This window comes from Pseudomonas sp. B16120, from assembly GCF_044218845.1.
Classification (GTDB): domain Bacteria; phylum Pseudomonadota; class Gammaproteobacteria; order Pseudomonadales; family Pseudomonadaceae; genus Aquipseudomonas; species Aquipseudomonas paracarnis.
Genome location: NZ_CP162588.1, coordinates 1,779,966 through 1,798,897 on the forward strand (window position 1 = coordinate 1,779,966; position 18,932 = coordinate 1,798,897).

Sequence of the window (18,932 nt, forward strand, 5' to 3'; positions counted from 1 at the left end):
GATTCACCAGGAGATTCAATGAACACCCTTTTTATGCACTGCCGCCCGGGTTTTGAAGGCGAAGTCTGTTCCGAGATCGCGGAGCACGCCGCGCGCCTGAACGTGTCCGGCTACGCCAAGGCCAAGACCGGCAGCGCCTGCGCCGAATTTGTCTGCACCGAAGAAGACGGCGCCCAGCGCCTGATGCACGGCCAGCGCTTTGCCGAGCTGATCTTCCCCCGGCAGTGGGCGCGCGGGGTGTTTATCGACCTGCCGGAAACCGACCGTATCAGCGTGATCCTCGCCCACCTGCGCGAGTTCCCGACGTGCGGCAGCCTGTGGCTGGAAATGGTCGACACCAATGACGGCAAGGAACTCTCAAACTTCTGCAAGAAGTTCGAAGTGCACCTGCGCAAAGCTCTGCTTAACGCCGGCAAGCTGGTGGACGACCCGAGCAAGCCTCGCCTGCTGCTGACCTTCAAGAGCGGTCGCGAAGTGTTCATGGGCCTGGCTGAGTCGAACAACTCGGCGATGTGGCCCATGGGCATCCCGCGCCTCAAGTTCCCGCGTGACGCGCCCAGCCGCTCGACCCTGAAGCTGGAGGAAGCCTGGCACCACTTTATCCCCCGTGACCAGTGGGACGAGCGCCTGCACGGCGACATGACCGGCGTCGACCTCGGCGCCGCACCGGGCGGCTGGACCTGGCAACTGGTCAACCGTGGCATGCTGGTGACTGCCATCGACAACGGCCCCATGGCCGAAAGCCTGATGGACACCGGCCTGGTGCAGCATCTGATGGCCGACGGCTTCACCTTCGTGCCCAAGCAGCCGGTAGACTGGATGGTCTGCGACATCGTTGAGAAGCCCGCTCGCAACGCGGCACTCTTGGAAACGTGGATTGGCGAAGGGCATTGCCGCGAGGCGGTGGTGAACCTGAAGTTGCCGATGAAACAGCGTTACGCCGAAGTGAAGCGTTTGCTGGAGCGCATCGAAGAGGGCTTCAAGGCGCGTGGCATTCGTGTGGAGATCGGCTGCAAGCAGCTCTACCATGATCGCGAAGAAGTGACCTGTCACCTGCGCCGCCTGGTAGACGTAAAGAAATCCAAAGGCCGCTGATATTAAATGTGGGAACTGGCTTGCCTGCGAAAGCGGTATAACAGTCGAAATTTATGTTGAATGTGCCCCCGTCATCGCGGGCAAGCCCGCTCCCACATTGTTGAGCGGTGCCAGTTTTAGGAGTGAAGTATGAGTCTTGAACAGCCGGTTGATGGCACCCTCGACGCCACCGGCCTCAACTGCCCGGAACCCGTGATGATGCTGCACCAGCACATCCGCGACCTGCCGGCGGGCGGCCTGCTCAAGGTGATCGCGACCGACCCGTCGACCCGTCGCGATATCCCCAAGTTCTGCGTGTTTCTCGACCACGAACTGGTGGATCAGCAGGAAGATGCTGGCACCTACCTGTACTGGATCCGCAAGAAAGCCGATTAAGCCTGCGCCTTTTCGGCCCGAATGCGTCGGCGTGCACTGCGCGCCAGGCGCACCACCAACATCCCCGCCGCACAGCTCAAGCCCACGATCAGGCCTTGCCATAAACCGCTCGGGCCGCTGGGTTCGCCGAGCCAGTTGGTCAGGCCCAGGGCGTAACCCACCGGCAGGCCCACGCCCCAATAGGCGAACAAGGTCAGCACCATGGTCACCCGGGTGTCCTGGTAGCCGCGCAATGCGCCGGCGGCGGTGACCTGGATCGAGTCAGAGAACTGGAACAGCGCCGAGAACACGATCAGCATCGACGCCAGGTGGATCACCACCGGGTCGGGCGTATAGATCGCTGCAATCTGCTCGCGAAACAACAGCATCAAGCTGCAGGAAAAGCAGGCATACGCCAGTGCGGTGCCCATGCCGACGCCGGCGGCGAAGCGTGCTTCCCGAGGTTCGCCGCGCCCCAGCGCCTGGCCGACGCGCACGGTGACGGCCATGCTCAGGGAGTAAGGGATCATGAACACCAGGGAGCTGACGTTCAGCGCGATCTGGTGGCCGGAGACCACCGTGGCGCCCAGGCTGCCGATCAACAAGGCGATCACCGCAAAAATACTCGATTCGGCAAAGATCGCCACGCCTATCGGCAGGCCAATGCCCAACACGCGCTTGATCACCGCCCACTGCGGCCAGTCGAAGCGCTTGAACAATTCGCTGCTTTGATAGGCCGCGCCCCAGCGCGTCCAGATGGCCAGGCCGATCATCATCACCCACATTGCAATCGCGGTAGCCCAGCCACAACCCACGCCGCCCATGGCCGGTACGCCCAGGTGGCCGTAGATGAAGATGTAATTCAGCGGAATATTCAGCGCCAACCCGCACAAGCCCATGACCATGCTCGGCCGTGTGCGGCCCAGGCCGTCACTGAAACAGCGAAACACGTAGTACAACGCCACCGCCGGCATACCGGCGGCGATGCCATGCAGGTAGCCCATGGACGGCTCGATCAAGTCGGGTTCGACCTTCATCGCATGCAGGATCGGCTCGGCGCACAGCAACAACAGCGCCCCTGCGATGCCAACCACCACGGCCAGCCACAATGACTGACGCACCAAGGGCCCGATCTCGCTGAACTGGCCCGCACCGTAGCGCTGGGCGACTTTCGGCGTGGTGGCCAGCAGAGTACCGGTCATCAACAGGTACACCGGGATCCAGATCGAATTACCCAGGCCCACCGCCGCCAGGTCCTGCGGGCTCACGCGCCCGGCCATCACCGCATCGACGAAGCTCATTGCGGTGGTTGCCAGTTGGCCAATCATGATCGGCAAGGCCAGCGTCAGCAGGCCGCGCACTTCCCGGCTGATGCGGGCGGGGCGGGAGAGGGTAGCGGTGGCAGTGTTCACGTACAGGTGTCCAATAAAAAAGGCAGTCGCAAGGACGGCGGATTCTACGCGTTGACGCAGCGGTCAGGAAAAAACCTGTGTTAGGGATTTGTAAGCAATGCGCCCAGGCCAGCGCTGAACCCTGTGGGAGCTGGCTTGCCTGCGATGCAGGCACCTCGGTACATCAGGCAAACCGGGTCGATGCAATCGCAGGCAAGCCAGCTCCTACACAGGATCTTCTGTACACTGCCAATCCGCCAAAGGAGCCTGCCATGCTGATTGTTGCCGACGAAAATATCCCGCTGCTCGATGCATTCTTCGAAGGGTTTGGCGAGATTCGCCGCGTGCCTGGCCGTTCCATCGACCGCGCTACGGTCGGGCAGGCCGACGTGCTACTGGTGCGCTCGGTGACCAACGTCAACCGTGCCCTGCTTGAGGGCAGTAACGTGCGCTTTGTTGGCACCTGCACCATCGGCACCGACCACCTGGACCTCGACTACTTCAAGCAAGCGGGTATCCAGTGGTCCAGCGCGCCCGGCTGCAATGCGCGTGGGGTGGTGGACTACGTGCTTGGCAGCTTGCAGACCCTGGCTGAAATCGAAGGCGCTGACCTCAAACAGCGTACCTATGGCATCGTCGGTGCCGGCGAAGTCGGCGGGCGCTTGGTCAAGGTGCTCAAGGGCCTGGGCTGGAATGTGTTGGTGTGCGATCCGCCGCGCCAGATTACCGAAGACGGTGATTACGTCAGTCTGCGGCAGGTCATCGAGCAATGTGACGTGATCAGCTTGCATACGCCGCTGATCAAGTCCGGCAACGGTTCGACCTGGCACCTGTTTGATCGCCAGCGCCTGGCACAGCTCAAGCCGGGCACCTGGCTGATCAACGCCAGCCGGGGTGCGGTGGTGGATAACGCCGCGCTGCGCGAGGTGTTGCTGGCGCGCGAAGACCTGCAAGCGGTGCTGGACGTGTGGGAAGGCGAGCCCGAGGTGGACGTCGACCTGGCTGACCTGTGCGTGCTGGCCACGCCGCATATTGCCGGCTACAGCCTCGATGGCAAGCAGCGCGGCACCGCGCAGATTTACCAGGCGCTGTGTGCGCACCTGGGCCAGGAACCGAGTATTCACTTAAGTGATTTGCTGCCGGCCCCCTGGCTGGCCGAGATGCACCTGCATCCTGAGACTGACCCGGCCTGGGCGCTGGCGACCTTGTGCCGCAGTGTGTACGACCCACGCCGTGACGACGCGGATTTGCGTCGCAGCCTGGTGGGCACTGTGCAGGAACAGCGCCAAGCTTTCGACCTGCTGCGCAAGCACTATCCGGAGCGTCGCGAGATCGATGGCTTGAAGGTGCGCATCAACGGGGAGTCGGCGGTGCTGTCACAGATCGTGACTGCTCTGGGTGCCGAACAGCTGTAACGGTTATCGCGGTGCTCTTGAGGCCTTCGCGAGCAAGCTCGCTTCTACAGCGGGCATAAAAAACCCGGCCACCTGGGCCGGGTTTGAAAGAGCGTGGGCGCTTCAGCCTTGCTGGGCAGGCTTGACCAGTCGCTGTTCCAGCTCGCTGCAGGCTTGCTGGATCATTTCTTCGGTAATCTGCACTTCCCGGCCCTTGGCATCGATGTACGAGCAAGGCAGCTGCTGCGGCTGGCGGATCACTTCAATCTTGGCGTCGCTGCTATTTTGCAAGGTCATGGCCTGTCTCCTCATCAGGTTGTGTACCTACTTTAATTCCCCCGCATGAACGCGCTGTTACAACTCCTTACACGCTCATCGGTTTGAACACCCAGTCCACCAGAAACCGGTACATATTTCCAGATCAGGCTTAGACCGATAGCCTCTAGCGGCCTGCATCGGCGGGCATAATTAACCTGACTCATTGTTATTTGCGCAAGTTCCCCCAATGTTGAGGTACAGACTCCTCATTGGGTGATGCCTTCCATGTTCTCCATCCGTCAACGCCGTGCGATTCGCCTGGCCAGCCGCTTTATTGCGCCCTACCGTTGGCAGGCGCTTGGCGCACTGCTGGCGCTGATCGTCACCGCTGGCATCACCTTGTCCATGGGGCAGGGCATACGCCTGTTGGTGGACCAGGGCTTCATGACCCAGTCGCCACACCTGCTCAACCAGTCAATCGGCCTGTTCATGCTGCTGGTGCTCGGCCTGGCCGTGGGCACCTTCACGCGGTTTTACCTGGTGTCGTGGATTGGCGAGCGGGTGGTAGCCGATATTCGCCGGCAGGTGTTCAGCCACCTGATCTACCTGCACCCCGGCTTCTACGAGAACAACCGCAGCTCGGAAATCCAGTCGCGGCTGACCACCGACACCACCTTACTGCAATCGGTGATCGGCTCATCACTGTCGCTGTTTCTGCGCAACGCCCTGATGGTGATCGGCGGCATCGTATTGCTGTTTATCACTAACCCCAAGCTCACCAGCATCGTAGTGGTGGCGTTGCCGCTGGTGCTAGCGCCGATTCTGATCTTCGGGCGCAGGGTGCGCAGCCTGTCGCGTTTGAGCCAGGACCGTATCGCGGACGTCGGCAGCTATGTCGCCGAGACGTTGGGCCAGATCAAGACCGTGCAGGCCTATAACCATCAGGTGCAGGACGAACAACGCTTTGCCGTCACCGTCGAGGACGCCTTTGTCACGGCACGTAAACGCATCTTGCAGCGCTCCTGGCTGATCACCTTGGTGATCATGCTGGTGCTCGGCGCGGTAGGCGTGATGCTGTGGGTGGGCGGCATGGACGTGATCAGCGGGCGCATTTCCGGCGGTGAGCTGGCGGCGTTCGTGTTCTACAGCCTGATTGTCGGCAGCGCCGTCGGCACCCTGAGCGAAGTGCTTGGCGAGTTGCAGCGTGCCGCCGGGGCAGCCGAGCGTATCGGTGAGCTGTTGCAGTCAGGCAACGAGATCCAGGCGCCGGCCACTGGCGGCGTACGTTTGCCGGAACGGGTCAGTGGCCGCATGGAACTGCAGGACCTACGCTTTTCCTATCCTTCGCGACCGGACAGCTATGCCATCGACGGCTTGAACCTGACCATCAACCCGGGCGAAACCCTGGCCTTGGTAGGGCCGTCCGGTGCGGGCAAGTCGACGATTTTCGATCTGCTGCTGCGCTTCTACGACCCCCAGCAAGGCCGAATCCTGCTTGAAGGCCAGCCGCTGACCGAGCTAGACCCCCTGGACCTGCGGCGCCATTTCGCCCTGGTGTCCCAGAGCCCGGCGTTGTTCTTCGGCAGCGTCGAGGACAACATCCGCTACGGCAACCCGTCCGCCACCACCGCCCAGGTGGAAGCCGCCGCGCGTATTGCCCACGCCCACGACTTCATCCTGCAAATGCCCGACGGCTACCAAACCCACCTCGGCGAAAGTGGCCAGGGCCTCTCCGGCGGCCAGCGCCAACGCCTGGCCATCGCTCGCGCCTTGCTGGTCGACGCGCCGATCCTGCTGCTGGACGAAGCCACCAGCGCCCTCGACGCCCAGAGTGAACACCTTATCCAGCAAGCGCTGCCGCAGCTGATGCAGGGGCGCACCACGCTGGTGATCGCCCACCGTTTGGCCACGGTGAAGAATGCCGACCGCATTGCGGTGATGGACCAGGGCAAGCTGGTGGCGGTGGGCACGCATCAGCAGTTGATTGCGAGCAATCCGCTGTATGCGCGGTTGGCGGCGTTGCAGTTCAGTGCGGACCCTGTGGGAGGGGGCTTGCCCCCGATAGCGGCGGATCAGCAATAGACGTGTGACTGACAGCCTGCAATCGGGGGCAAGCCCCCTCCCACATTAGAAGCAGGTTCAGAGCCTTATTGGTCGTCGAAGTACCGCTCATGCCAATCCACCAACGGCTGCGGTGAGTTGAGCTTCTGCCCGTAGATCACCGAATAAGACAGCACGTTCTGCACATACTGGCGGGTTTCGTCGAAGGGGATGCTTTCCACCCACACGTCGAAACTCAGGTGGTCTGCGCCGCGCAGCCATTGGCGCACGCGGCCTGGGCCGGCGTTGTAGGCAGCGGAGGCGAGCACGCGGTTGCCGTTGAACTGGCTGTGCACCTGGCTCAGGTACGCAGCGCCGAGCTGGATGTTTTTATCCGGGTCCAGCACCTGGGCCGGGGAGGCCAGGGGGATGCTGAACTTGCGTGCAGTTTCCTTGGCGGTGCCGGGCATCAGTTGCATCAGGCCGCTGGCGCCGACGCCGGAGCGGGCATCGTCCATGAACGCGCTTTCCTGACGGGTGATGGCAAAGATCCAGCTGGAGTGCAGGCCACGTACCTTGGCTTCGCGCACCAGGGTGTCGCGGTGGGCCATCGGGAAGCGGATGTCCAGATCGTCCCAGTACTGCGCCTGGCTGATGGTGCGGATGGCCGGAAAGTACCACTTCATGTCGTAGGCCAGTTTGGCCTGGGCGACCATCTCGTCACGGTTGAAATGACGGCTGACGTGGTACCACTCACGGCGACCGTCGACGATCTGGCCACGGGCGTAGAACTCCAGGGCACGCCGCACCCCAGGGGTATTGCGCACCTTGTTGACCAGCGCCTGGCTCATCACCAGCGGCTTGTTGTTCAACTGGTAAGGGGCTTTGGAGCGGTCAGCAGCGAGGAAACCGTAGAAGTCCCGCTCCTTGGCCACGTTTTTGTACAGCACCAAAGCCTGCGGGTTTTTCGGCTCGGCCAGCTCCAGGCTGCGTGCCTGCCAGTAGCGCCAACGGTTGGTGGTGGCCAGGTCCTGTGGGAGTTTGCGGGTCAACTGGTAGGCGTCTTCCCAGCGCGCCAGGCGCAACAGCAGGCGCAGACGCCACTCGGAAACCGTATTGTCGCGTAACTCGGGGTCGTACTTGGTCATGACCTCCAGCGCGCGCGGGTCGAAGCGCTTGGCCAGGGTCAAGCCGATCTCGCGGGCAATCGAGACTTTTTCGTCACGGGAGAAGTGCATGCTGCTGGCGTAACCGTCGAGCAGCGACATGGCTTTGTCCGGATCCTGCCGCGCCAGGCGACGCAGGCCCAGGCCCACGGCGTCAGACATGGCCTCGGTGGCCGGCTGGAAGCGTGACGGGTCGCTGAGCATGTCGGGCTTTTGCGCAACATCCACCATCAAGCGGCCTTGGGCGCCGAGGGTGGGTAGGGTTTTCACCAGGCTGTTGGCCAGCGCGTAGTTACGCGCTTCGGCGGCGAGCTTGGTGCGCTCCCAGATCTTCTGCTCGGTGAGCTGGCCGGCAGCGGCCCATTGGCCAAACGTGGCGTCACAGGCGGCTGGCTGGGATTTGCCGGTCATCCAGAGCTTTTCGGCAGTCTTGTAGCCTTCGGCCTTCAGGTTGTGGCTGAGCTGGTACTGGCCATGCAGGCAGTCCAGCTCGACGAAATTGAGCTTGGTGTCGTAGTACTTTTCAAAAGTTTGCCAATCGCCGCGTTCGGCCAGCCAGCGCAGCCAACGCAGTTTCATCCAGTTGGCCTGGGGCAAGTCGCCGTGTTTGGCGAGGAATTGTTCGATTTCCTCGTTACTTGCGGTTTTCAGGCGCGCGGTCAGTTCGTCGTAGGCCAGGTAGGGCGTGAGCGGGTAATCGGCCAGGGCCTGGCTGTATTGCATATAGGGGCCGCTGTCGCCCTTGGCCAGGGCACGTTTGGCTTGATCGTAATACTGGCGTTGAGTGGTGAGGTCCACCGCCTGGGCGGATTGAACGGCAGTGGCGGAAAGAAGCAGACAAGATAAAAAGTTGAAAAGGCGACTGCGCATGAGACGTCCGTGCAGAGAAATCACGACTAGCACCGGCACTGCCGACACTGATTGCCCCTAGCTTAGCCTTTTGCCAGCGGCCCGCGAAAGCTTTGCCGGCTGGTTCGTTCAAGTTCACCGGAAATGTCCTACAGAACGTGTCAATAGAGAAAATGCCGACCGCATCCCACCCTCACATCAGGTAGAATGCGCGCCCAGTTTTTGGAGAAGCGTATGACCCTGCTCAAATTCAGCGATGTGTCCCTTGCTTTCGGCGCCATGCCGTTGTTGGACAAGGTGTCCTGGCAGATCGCCCGTGGTGAGCGGGTGTGCATCATCGGCCGCAACGGCACCGGCAAGTCCAGCATGATGAAGCTGGTAAAAGGCGACCAGAAGCCCGATGACGGCTCTGTCTGGCGTGCCCCGGGCCTCAAGATCGGCGAATTGCCGCAAGAATTGCCGGTGGCCGACGGACGGACAGTGTTCGACGTGGTAGCCGAAGGCCTGGACGGTGTTGGCGAGTTGCTCGCGCAATACCATCACCTGGCACAGAACTGCGTCACCGAAGAAGACCTGGACAAACTGATGCACGTCCAGCAAGACCTCGAAGCCCGTGACGGCTGGCGCTTGCAGCAACTGGTGGACAGCACCCTGAGCCGCCTGCAACTGCCGGCAGACAAGACCCTCGCCGAATTGTCCGGCGGCTGGCGTCGCCGTGTGCTGCTGGCCCAGGCCCTGGTGTCCGAGCCGGACCTGCTGCTGCTCGACGAACCGACCAACCACCTGGACATCGGCGCCATCGCCTGGCTTGAAGAAGCCATCAAGGACTTCCAGGGCGCCGTGCTGTTTATCACGCACGACCGTGCTTTCCTGCAGAGCCTGGCTACGCGCATCCTCGAGCTGGACCGTGGCGGCCTGATCGACTGGAACGGCGACTACGCCAGCTTCCTGGTGCATAAGGAAGCCGCCCTGGCGGCCGAAGAAACCGCCAACGCGCTGTTCGACAAGAAGCTGGCCCAGGAAGAAGTCTGGATCCGCCAGGGCATCAAGGCCCGTCGCACCCGTAACGAAGGCCGTGTGCGTGCCTTGAAAGCCTTGCGCGTGGAGCGCAGTGAGCGCCGCGAGCGTACCGGCAAGGCCAATATCCAGCTCGATACTGCCGACAAGTCGGGCAAGCAAGTGATGGTGCTGGAGAACGTCAGCTTCCATCACCCGGACGGCCCGTTCCTGATCAAGGACTTCTCCATGGTCCTGCAGCGCGGCGACCGTATCGGCCTGTTGGGCGCCAACGGTACCGGCAAGACCACCTTGCTCAAGCTGATGCTCAGCGGCCTGCAACCGACCAGCGGCAAGGTGGAAGAGGGCACTCGCATCGACGTGGCCTACTTTGACCAGTTGCGCCACCAGTTGGACCTGGAAAAGACCGTGATCGACAACGTCGCCGAAGGTCGCGACTTTATCGACATCGACGGCCAGAGCCGCCACGTACTCAGCTACCTGGGCGACTTCCTGTTCAGCCCGCAACGTGCGCGCACGCCGGTCAAGGCGCTGTCGGGGGGGGAGCGTGCGCGCCTGCTGCTGGCCAAGCTGTTCAGCAAGCCGGCCAACCTGCTGGTGCTCGACGAGCCGACCAACGACCTCGACGTGGAAACCCTGGAACTGCTGGAAGAGGTCTTGCTGACCTTCAACGGCACCGTGCTGATGGTCAGCCACGACCGGGAATTCCTCGACAACGTGGTCACCAGCACCCTGGTTTTCGAAGGCGAAGGCAAGGTGCGCGAATACGTGGGCGGTTATCAGGACTGGCTGCGTCAGGGCGGCTCGCCGCGCCTGCTGGGCGTGACCGAGAGCAAGTCGGGCAAGGCGGACCTGAACACGGCGGTGGTGGCTCCCGCCGCTGCCGAGGCGCCTGCACCGGCTGCTGACGCTGCGCCGGCCAAGAAGAAGCTGAGCTATAAGTTGCAGCGCGAGCTGGAAGCCTTGCCAGGCGATATCGACGCCAAGGAACAGCAGATCGCTGCGGTCGAAGCGGAAATGGCTGACGCCGGCTTCTACCTGCGCCCTGCGGCAGAAACCGCCAAGGTTATCGCCTCCCTGGAGACGTTGAACCAGGAGCTGGAAGCGTTGGTTGAGCGTTGGGCCGAGCTGGATGCCTGAGTGATCGAGCCGCAATAAAAAGCCCGGCGCTCTTCTATGAGCGCCGGGCTTTTTAATATGAAATGCGATTCAACTGTGGGAGCTGGCTTGCCTGCGATAGCAGTCTGCCAGTTGATGCATCGGGTGGCTGATACACCGCTATCGCAGGCAAGCCAGCTCCCACATTAGACCTTTATCGGTCTTACGGACTCTTTATCAGTTTGACGGCCAATACATCGCACGGCGCGCCGTGCAATACATCATTGGCGGTCGAGCCCAGCAACAACGCCAAACCGTGACGACCATGGCTACCCACCACGATCAAGTCGCAAGCCTTTTCCTTGGCCAGGTGGTGAATTTCCTGGCGCGGTTGGCCGTATGTCAGGTGGCAGTCTTCCTTTTTCAGGTGCGGGTATTTGAGAATCAAACGGTCAAGGCGCTCCTTGGCCTGGTCAAATTGTTGTTGCTGCAGCTGGGAAAGGTCCATCGGCACGTCACCACCAAAGGCCATGGCCATGGGCTCGACGATGTGTACCAACGACAGTTTGGCGCCATTGGCAATCGCGGATTCCTGTGCGCGCTTGATCACTGGATCGCACTCTTCGGTCAGGTCGACAGCGACCAGAATATGTTCGTAGGGCATGAGGCGTTCCTCCAGAGGACTGCAATAAGTTCAGTATGGCTGCTTTCAAGCGGATGGGGTTGCCGCAGATCAAATCCGCTCATCTAGAAATTCGGGAGTACACATATGACGGTCTGGATAGTGGTGTCAATCCTTGCGGTGGTTTTGAGCCCCCTGGTATGGCTGCGACCTTCGCGCCAGCAGAGTGGGCGTATGGCCCTGCGCATGGAGGCACGCCGCATCGGCCTGGCCATGCAGTTGGCGCCTCAGGAATGGCCGCACTGGCTCAAGCAGGAGCCGCCGAGCCCCTGTGCGCAGTATTGCCGGCCACGACGCGGCAGCGCGCCCGCAACCTGGAGCTACTGGCAGCTGGAGCCGGGGCTATGGGTCAATCAGTGGCGTGAACCCTGTGTGGATGAGAAGTTGTTGCCGCATTTTGCAACGCTGCCGGCAAACGTCTATAAGGTCGAGGCCGACAAACAGATGATTGCTCTGTATTGGGGCGAAAAGGGCGACGCAAGCGTGCTGAAAGATATTGATACGCTGCTCAAGGCCCTGGCCTGACCCAAGCTCTGTAGGAGCGAGCCAGCTCGCTCCTACAGGAAAGCCAGGCAATAAAAAGCCCGACATCATCATCGGGCTGGAGGTGGCCAGGCAGGCCGGTAAATCTGCACATTGCCGCTAGCCTAGTCGTGTATTGCTTTCTGTACAGCCTTTTCCCACATCCTTTCCATTATTGATCCTGTGAATATTTGAATATTGACGGGTGGCGAGCCTGTGGGCCGGGTTCTGAAATGACTGGAAAGTCGCGTTTTTCCTAGCCTTTGGAGCGATTGACAATTGCTCGGAATTGGATGAAGGTGGCGTACCCAAATCAAACGGGCGTATGAATTGAGCGTTTGCCTGTCAGACGACTCATACAAAACCCGACTATCGCACTGGCGGGTGTGCCTGGCGGATTGGCGTGAGCATTGATTCAACTGTCAATGTCAAACCAGAGACCAGCGTCCAGTGTGTACTGTTCAGCTTCCATATCGTGGAGATCAGTTGATGATTTACGAAGGTAAAGCCATCACGGTTAAGGCTCTTGAAAGTGGCATCGTCGAACTCAAATTCGACCTCAAGGGTGAGTCCGTCAACAAGTTCAACCGTCTAACCCTGAACGAACTGCGTCAGGCCGTAGACACCATCAAAGCAGATGCTTCGGTCAAGGGCGTGATCGTCTCCAGCGGCAAGGACGTGTTTATCGTCGGCGCTGACATCACCGAATTCGTCGACAACTTCAAGCTGCCCGATGCCGAGCTGGTGGCTGGCAACCTCGAAGCCAACAAGATCTTCAGCGATTTCGAAGACCTCAACGTGCCGACTGTTGCTGCCATCAACGGCATCGCGTTGGGCGGCGGCCTGGAAATGTGCCTGGCGGCAGACTTCCGTGTCATGTCCGCGACGGCCAAGATCGGCCTGCCGGAAGTCAAGCTGGGTATCTACCCAGGCTTTGGCGGTACCGTGCGCCTGCCGCGCCTGATCGGTGCCGACAACGCGATCGAATGGATCGCCGCCGGCAAGGAAAACAAAGCTGAAGACGCGCTGAAAGTCGGTGCCGTCGACGCTGTGGTGGCCCCGGACAAACTGGCCGAAGCCGCGCTGAACCTGATCAAAGGCGCCATCAGCGGCGAATTTGACTACAAGGCCAAGCGTCAGCCGAAGCTGGAAAAACTCAAGCTCAACGCCATCGAACAGATGATGTCGTTCGAAACCGCCAAAGGTTTCGTGGCAGGCCAGGCCGGCCCGAACTACCCGGCGCCGGTTGAAGCGATCAAGACCATCCAGAAGGCCGCGAACTTTGGTCGCGACAAAGCCCTGGAAGTGGAAGCGGCAGGCTTCGTCAAACTGGCGAAAACCTCGGCGGCCCAGAGCCTGATCGGCCTGTTCCTGAACGATCAGGAACTGAAGAAAAAGGCCAAGGCCTACGACGAAATCGCCAAGGACGTGAAACAGGCCGCCGTACTCGGCGCCGGTATCATGGGCGGCGGTATCGCCTATCAATCGGCGTCCAAAGGCACGCCGATCCTGATGAAAGACATCAACGAGCACGGTATCGAACAGGGCCTGGCCGAAGCGGCCAAGCTGCTGGTGGGCCGCGTTGATAAAGGTCGTATGACCGCTGCAAAAATGGCTGAAGTGCTCAACGGCATTCGTCCTACGCTGTCCTACGGTGATTTCGGCCACGTCAACCTGGTGGTCGAAGCGGTTGTCGAAAACCCGAAGGTCAAGCAGGCGGTACTGGCTGAAGTGGAAGCCCAGGTCAAAGATGACACCATCCTGGCCTCCAACACCTCGACCATTTCCATCTCGCTGCTGGCCAAGGCCCTCAAGCGTCCGGAAAACTTCGTCGGCATGCACTTCTTCAACCCGGTGCACATGATGCCGCTGGTGGAAGTGATCCGTGGCGAGAAGTCCAGCGAGCTGGCCGTGGCCACCACCGTTGCCTACGCCAAGAAAATGGGCAAGAACCCGATCGTCGTCAACGATTGCCCGGGCTTCTTGGTCAACCGCGTGCTGTTCCCGTACTTTGGCGGTTTCGCCAAGTTGGTCAGCGCCGGTGTGGACTTCGTGCGCATCGACAAGGTCATGGAAAAATTCGGCTGGCCCATGGGCCCGGCGTACCTGATGGACGTGGTCGGCATCGACACCGGCCACCACGGTCGCGACGTCATGGCTGAAGGCTTCCCGGACCGCATGAAAGACGACCGCCGCTCGGCGATCGACGCGCTGTACGAGGCCAAGCGCCTGGGCCAGAAGAATGGCAAGGGCTTCTACGCCTACGAGGCCGACAAGAAGGGCAAGCAGAAGAAAGTGGCCGACCCGTCGGTGCACGAAGTGCTCGCTCCGGTCATCTACGAACAGCGTGAGGTGTCGGACGAAGACATCATCAACTGGATGATGATCGCCCTGTGCCTGGAAACCGTGCGTTGCCTGGAAGACGGCATCGTTGAAACCGCCGCCGAAGCCGATATGGGCCTGGTGTACGGTATTGGTTTCCCTCCATTCCGTGGTGGCGCGTTGCGTTACATCGATTCGATCGGTGTGGCCGAGTTCGTTGCCCTGGCTGACAAATACGCTGATTTGGGCCCGCTGTACCACCCGACCGCGAAGCTGCGTGAAATGGCCAAGAATGGCCAGAGCTTCTTCGGTTAAGCGCCCAATCGACTAGAGCGAGAATATTTATGAGCTTGAATCCAAGAGACGTCGTGATTGTCGACTTCGGTCGTACGCCGATGGGCCGCTCCAAGGGCGGCATGCACCGCAACACCCGCGCCGAAGACATGTCGGCGCACCTGATCAGCAAAGTGCTGGAGCGCAACACCAAGGTCGACCCGAACGAAGTCGAGGACGTGATCTGGGGCTGCGTCAACCAGACCCTGGAGCAGGGCTGGAACATCGCGCGCATGGCGTCGTTGATGACCCAGATCCCGCACACCGCGGCCGGCCAGACCGTCAGCCGCCTGTGCGGCTCGTCGATGAGCGCGCTGCACACCGCTGCGCAAGCGATCATGACCGGCAACGGCGATGTGTTCGTGGTCGGTGGCGTGGAGCACATGGGCCACGTCAGCATGATGCACGGCGTCGATCCTAACCCGCACATGTCCCTCTACGCGGCGAAAGCCTCGGGCATGATGGGCCTGACCGCGGAAATGCTCGGCAAAATGCACGGCATCACCCGTGAAGCCCAGGACGCCTTCGGCCTGCGCTCCCACCAACTCGCCCACAAGGCGACGGTGGAAGGCAAGTTCAAGGATGAAATCATCCCGATGAACGGCTACGACGAGAATGGTTTCCTGAAACTGTTCGACTACGACGAAACCATTCGTCCGGACACTACCCTGGAAAGCCTGGCGGCCCTCAAGCCCGCCTTCAATCCAAAGGGCGGCACCGTGACAGCCGGTACTTCCTCGCAGATCACCGACGGTGCTTCGTGCATGATCGTGATGTCGGCGCAGCGTGCCCAGGACCTGGGTATCCAGCCGCTGGCCGTGATTCGTTCGATGGCAGTGGCGGGTGTGGATCCGGCGATCATGGGCTATGGTCCAGTACCGGCCACACAAAAAGCCTTGAAGCGCGCAGGCCTTTCCATCTCTGATATCGACTTCTTCGAGCTCAACGAAGCTTTCGCCGCACAGGCCTTGCCAGTGCTGAAAGATCTGAAAGTACTCGACAAGATGAACGAGAAGGTTAACCTGCACGGCGGTGCGATTGCCCTGGGCCACCCATTCGGTTGCTCCGGTGCGCGTATCTCTGGCACTTTGCTTAACGTGATGAAGCAAAATGGCGGCAACCTTGGGGTTGCAACCATGTGCATTGGTCTCGGCCAAGGCATCTCTACCGTCTTCGAACGCGTCTAAACGTTCGGTTGACGGAAGCCGGGGCCCAGTGCCCCGGTTTTTGTTTTTTGGAACTTTTAAATATTTTTTTTCAACAAATTTTGCATGAGGGCCAGAGCATGAAAGTCGAACCAGGGCTCTACCAGCATTACAAGGGGCCGCAGTACCGTGTTTTCAGCGTGGCGCGCCACTCTGAAACCGAAGAAGAAGTGGTGTTTTACCAAGCGCTGTATGGCGAATACGGCTTTTGGGTGCGCCCTTTGAGCATGTTCCTGGAGACCGTCGAAGTTGACGGCGAGCAGGTCCCGCGCTTTGCTTTGGTCACGGCCGAACCCAGTCTTTTTACAGGGCAATAACGGCAGGTCGCGCAGAATGCTGCGCTTGACCTCATCCGGTTGCCACTATATATAGCGTTGCCGCGTCAGGCGCCAACTGCCTTTCACTTCTCGAATTCAGGAATTTTCCGATCCATGGGCAAATCGCTGGTCATTGTGGAATCCCCGGCTAAGGCCAAGACCATCAACAAGTACTTGGGCAACGAGTACGTGGTGAAGTCGAGTATCGGCCATATCCGAGACCTGCCCACCAGCGGTTCGGCTAGCGCCAGCAAGGAGCCTGCCGCCAAGCGCGGCAAGGCCGCCGCGGGCGAAGGTCCGGTACTCACGCCTAAAGAAAAAGCGCGCAAGCAACTGGTTTCGCGCATGGGTGTGGACCCGGACCATGGCTGGAAGGCCAAGTACGAAATCCTTCCGGGCAAGGAAAAGGTCATCGAAGAGCTGCGCCGGCTCGCCAAAGATGCTGACACCATCTATCTCGCGACGGACTTGGACCGCGAAGGGGAAGCCATTGCCTGGCACCTGCGCGAAGCCATCGGCGGTGATGACAGCCGCTACAAGCGCGTGGTGTTCAACGAAATCACCAAGAAAGCCATCCAGGAAGCCTTCTCCAAGCCGGGCGAGCTGGACATCGACCGTGTCAACGCCCAGCAGGCCCGTCGCTTCCTCGACCGCGTCGTCGGCTACATGGTCTCGCCACTGCTGTGGGCGAAGATCGCCCGTGGCCTGTCCGCCGGCCGTGTGCAATCGGTAGCGGTCAAGCTGGTGGTGGAGCGTGAGCGCGAGATCCGTGCGTTCATCCCTGAAGAATACTGGGAAGTCCACGCCGACCTCGGCACTGCCAAGGGCGCCAACGTGCGCTTTGAAGTGGCCCGTGAGAAAGGCGAGGCCTTCAAACCGCTGAACGAAGCCCAGGCCATGGCCGCGCTGGAGAAGCTCAAGGCTTCCAGCTACAGCATCGTCAAGCGTGAAGACAAACCGACCAGCAGCAAGCCGTCGGCGCCGTTCATCACCTCCACCCTGCAACAGGCCGCGAGCAACCGTTTGGGCTTCGGGGTGAAGAAGACCATGATGATGGCCCAGCGTCTGTATGAGGCTGGCTACATCACCTATATGCGTACGGACTCCACCAACCTGTCGCAAGACGCGGTGGCGATGGCGCGTACTTATATTGAAAACGAATTCGGCAAGACCTACCTGCCGGAGAAGCCGAACGTCTACAGCAGCAAGGAAGGCGCACAAGAGGCACACGAAGCGATTCGTCCTTCCGACGCCAACACCACGCCTGCCAAGCTGAGCGGCATGGAGCGCGACGCTGAGCGCCTCTACGAGCTGATCTGGCGCCAGTTCCTGGCTTGCCAGATGCTGCCGGCGCAATACCTGTCTACTACCGTCAGCGTGGGCGCGGGCGATTTCGAGTTGCGTGCCAAGGGCCGTATCCTCAAGTTCGACGGCTACACCCGTGTGATGCCGCAGATCGCCAAGCCTGGCGATGATGATGTGCTGCCGGACATGGCCCAGGGCGACACGCTGAAGCTGATCAAGCTCGACCCGTCCCAGCACTTCACCAAGCCGCCGGCGCGTTATTCCGAAGCCAGCCTGGTGAAAGAGATGGAAAAGCGCGGTATCGGTCGTCCGTCGACCTACGCGGCGATCATCTCCACCATCCAGGACCGTGGCTACGTTGCGCTGCACAACCGTCGTTTCTATTCGGAAAAGATGGGTGACATCGTCACCGAGCGTCTGTCGGAGAGTTTCTCCAACTTGATGGATTACGGCTTCACTGCCGGCATGGAAGAGAACCTCGATGACGTGGCCCAGGGCGAACGCGACTGGAAAAACGTGCTGGATGAGTTCTACGGCGACTTCAAGAAAAAGCTTGAAGTGGCCGAGAACCCCGAGAACGGGATGCGCGCCAACCAGCCGGTGATGACGGATATTCCGTGCACTACCTGCGGTCGACCGATGCAGATTCGTACCGCCTCCACCGGCGTGTTCCTCGGTTGCTCGGGCTACAGCCTGCCGCCCAAAGAGCGCTGCAAGGCGACCGTCAACCTGGTACCGGGCGATGAAATCGCGGCTGACGACGAGGGTGAGTCCGAGTCGCTGGTGCTGCGTGGCAAGCACCGCTGCCCGATCTGCAGCACGGCGATGGACGCCTACCTGCTGGACGAGAAGCACAAGCTGCACATCTGTGGTAACAACCCGGATTGCAACGGCTACGAGATCGAAGAGGGCACCTATCGCATCAAGGGCTATGAAGGCCCGAGCCTGGAATGCGACAAGTGCGGCAGCGAGATGCAGCTTAAGACTGGCCGTTTCGGCAAGTTCTTCGGGTGCACCAACCCAACCTGCAAGAACACCCGCAAACTGCTGAAAAGCGGTGATGCGGCGCCGCCGAAGATGGATCCGGTGAAAATGCCCGAGCTCAAGTGCGAGAAGGTCAACGACACCTACATCCTGCGTGACGGCGCTTCGGGGCTGTTCCTGGCTGCGAGCCAGTTCCCGAAAAACCGCGAGACCCGTGCACCACTGGTGATGGAGATCGTGCCGCACAAGGACGAGATCGATCCGAAGTACCACTTCCTGTGTGAAGCGCCGAAAAAGGACCCGGATGGTCGCCCAGCCGTGATCCGTTACAGCCGCAAGACCAAGGAGCAGTACGTGCAGACCGAAGTGGACGGCAAGCCTACTGGCTGGAAAGCGTTCTACGACGGCGGCAAGTGGAAGGTCGAGGACAAGCGCCAGGGCGCTTGATCCGCTAGTCTGTTAACGCCAAAAGCCGTCTGTATAGACGGCTTTTGCTTACTGTAGGATTGAGCTTGTTGTGGCGAGCAAGCTTGCTTGCGCTGGGGTGCGAAGCGCCCCCAATAGCTGGCGACTGCTACGCAGTCGAGCGGGAGCAAGCTC

General features: G+C 60.7%; 14 protein-coding genes. 10 read left to right on the forward strand and 4 right to left on the reverse strand.

The window, feature by feature from the left end; translation table 11 throughout:
- Nucleotides 1–18 precede the first annotated feature (18 nt).
- Both rlmM and tusA read left to right on the forward strand, forming a co-directional pair.
- On the forward strand, nt 19–1,095 hold the full coding sequence (rlmM, locus tag AB4P90_RS08525; protein WP_038449465.1) for a 23S rRNA (cytidine(2498)-2'-O)-methyltransferase RlmM: 1,077 nt from the start codon (nt 19–21) through the stop codon (nt 1,093–1,095).
- Nucleotides 1,096–1,224: 129 nt separating this feature from the next.
- A complete protein-coding gene (tusA, locus tag AB4P90_RS08530) occupies nt 1,225–1,470 on the forward strand; it encodes a sulfurtransferase TusA (RefSeq protein ID WP_020302891.1) in 246 nt (81 codons plus the stop codon).
- On the opposite strand, the gene AB4P90_RS08535 is transcribed toward tusA, so the two are convergent.
- Nucleotides 1,467–2,861 carry an MATE family efflux transporter gene (locus AB4P90_RS08535; protein ID WP_014717502.1) on the reverse strand — a complete coding sequence of 465 codons (1,395 nt, stop codon included), beginning with the start codon at nt 2,859–2,861 and terminating at the stop codon, nt 1,467–1,469. The genes tusA and AB4P90_RS08535 overlap by 4 nt on opposite strands.
- 251 nt (nt 2,862–3,112) lie before the next feature.
- On the opposite strand from AB4P90_RS08535, the gene pdxB reads away from it, so the two are divergent.
- On the forward strand, nt 3,113–4,255 hold the full coding sequence (gene pdxB / locus AB4P90_RS08540) for a 4-phosphoerythronate dehydrogenase PdxB (RefSeq protein WP_395605803.1): 1,143 nt from the start codon (nt 3,113–3,115) through the stop codon (nt 4,253–4,255).
- Between the two features lie 102 nt (nt 4,256–4,357).
- Here the strand turns inward: pdxB and AB4P90_RS08545 are convergent, their stop codons facing one another.
- Entirely contained in the window at nt 4,358–4,531 is a 174-nt protein-coding gene (locus AB4P90_RS08545) for a PA1571 family protein (RefSeq protein ID WP_014717504.1), read from the reverse strand.
- A gap of 237 nt (nt 4,532–4,768) precedes the next feature.
- On the opposite strand from AB4P90_RS08545, the gene AB4P90_RS08550 reads away from it, so the two are divergent.
- Entirely contained in the window at nt 4,769–6,574 is a 1,806-nt protein-coding gene (locus AB4P90_RS08550) for an ABC transporter ATP-binding protein/permease (protein ID WP_395606088.1), read from the forward strand.
- Between the two features lie 65 nt (nt 6,575–6,639).
- Here the strand turns inward: AB4P90_RS08550 and AB4P90_RS08555 are convergent, their stop codons facing one another.
- Nucleotides 6,640–8,568 carry a transglycosylase SLT domain-containing protein gene (locus AB4P90_RS08555; RefSeq protein ID WP_014717506.1) on the reverse strand — a complete coding sequence of 643 codons (1,929 nt, stop codon included), beginning with the start codon at nt 8,566–8,568 and terminating at the stop codon, nt 6,640–6,642.
- A 213-nt stretch (nt 8,569–8,781) separates the two neighbouring features.
- Here AB4P90_RS08555 and AB4P90_RS08560 point away from each other — a divergent pair, with 213 nt between their 5' ends.
- A complete protein-coding gene (locus tag AB4P90_RS08560; protein ID WP_020302894.1) occupies nt 8,782–10,704 on the forward strand; it encodes an ATP-binding cassette domain-containing protein in 1,923 nt (640 codons plus the stop codon).
- Between the two features lie 181 nt (nt 10,705–10,885).
- Here the strand turns inward: AB4P90_RS08560 and AB4P90_RS08565 are convergent, their stop codons facing one another.
- Nucleotides 10,886–11,326: a universal stress protein gene (locus AB4P90_RS08565; RefSeq protein WP_014717508.1), complete on the reverse strand. Its 441-nt coding sequence runs from the start codon at nt 11,324–11,326 to the stop codon at nt 10,886–10,888.
- Between the two features lie 105 nt (nt 11,327–11,431).
- Between AB4P90_RS08565 and AB4P90_RS08570 the strand changes: the two genes are divergently transcribed.
- From AB4P90_RS08570 to topA, 5 genes are all read left to right on the forward strand, one after another.
- Complete coding sequence (locus AB4P90_RS08570) at nt 11,432–11,869, forward strand: hypothetical protein (protein ID WP_019818247.1); 438 nt, start codon at nt 11,432–11,434, stop codon at nt 11,867–11,869.
- A 486-nt stretch (nt 11,870–12,355) separates the two neighbouring features.
- Nucleotides 12,356–14,503, forward strand: coding sequence for a fatty acid oxidation complex subunit alpha FadB (gene fadB, locus AB4P90_RS08575; RefSeq protein WP_395605804.1), 2,148 nt, complete (start codon nt 12,356–12,358; stop codon nt 14,501–14,503).
- Between the two features lie 29 nt (nt 14,504–14,532).
- Nucleotides 14,533–15,708, forward strand: a complete 1,176-nt coding sequence (fadA, locus tag AB4P90_RS08580; RefSeq protein ID WP_003189650.1) for an acetyl-CoA C-acyltransferase FadA — start codon at nt 14,533–14,535, stop codon at nt 15,706–15,708.
- A gap of 98 nt (nt 15,709–15,806) precedes the next feature.
- Complete coding sequence (locus AB4P90_RS08585) at nt 15,807–16,043, forward strand: DUF1653 domain-containing protein (protein ID WP_003189651.1); 237 nt, start codon at nt 15,807–15,809, stop codon at nt 16,041–16,043.
- A gap of 114 nt (nt 16,044–16,157) precedes the next feature.
- Nucleotides 16,158–18,779: a type I DNA topoisomerase gene (gene topA / locus AB4P90_RS08590; protein ID WP_019818246.1), complete on the forward strand. Its 2,622-nt coding sequence runs from the start codon at nt 16,158–16,160 to the stop codon at nt 18,777–18,779.
- Nucleotides 18,780–18,932: the final 153 nt, after the last annotated feature.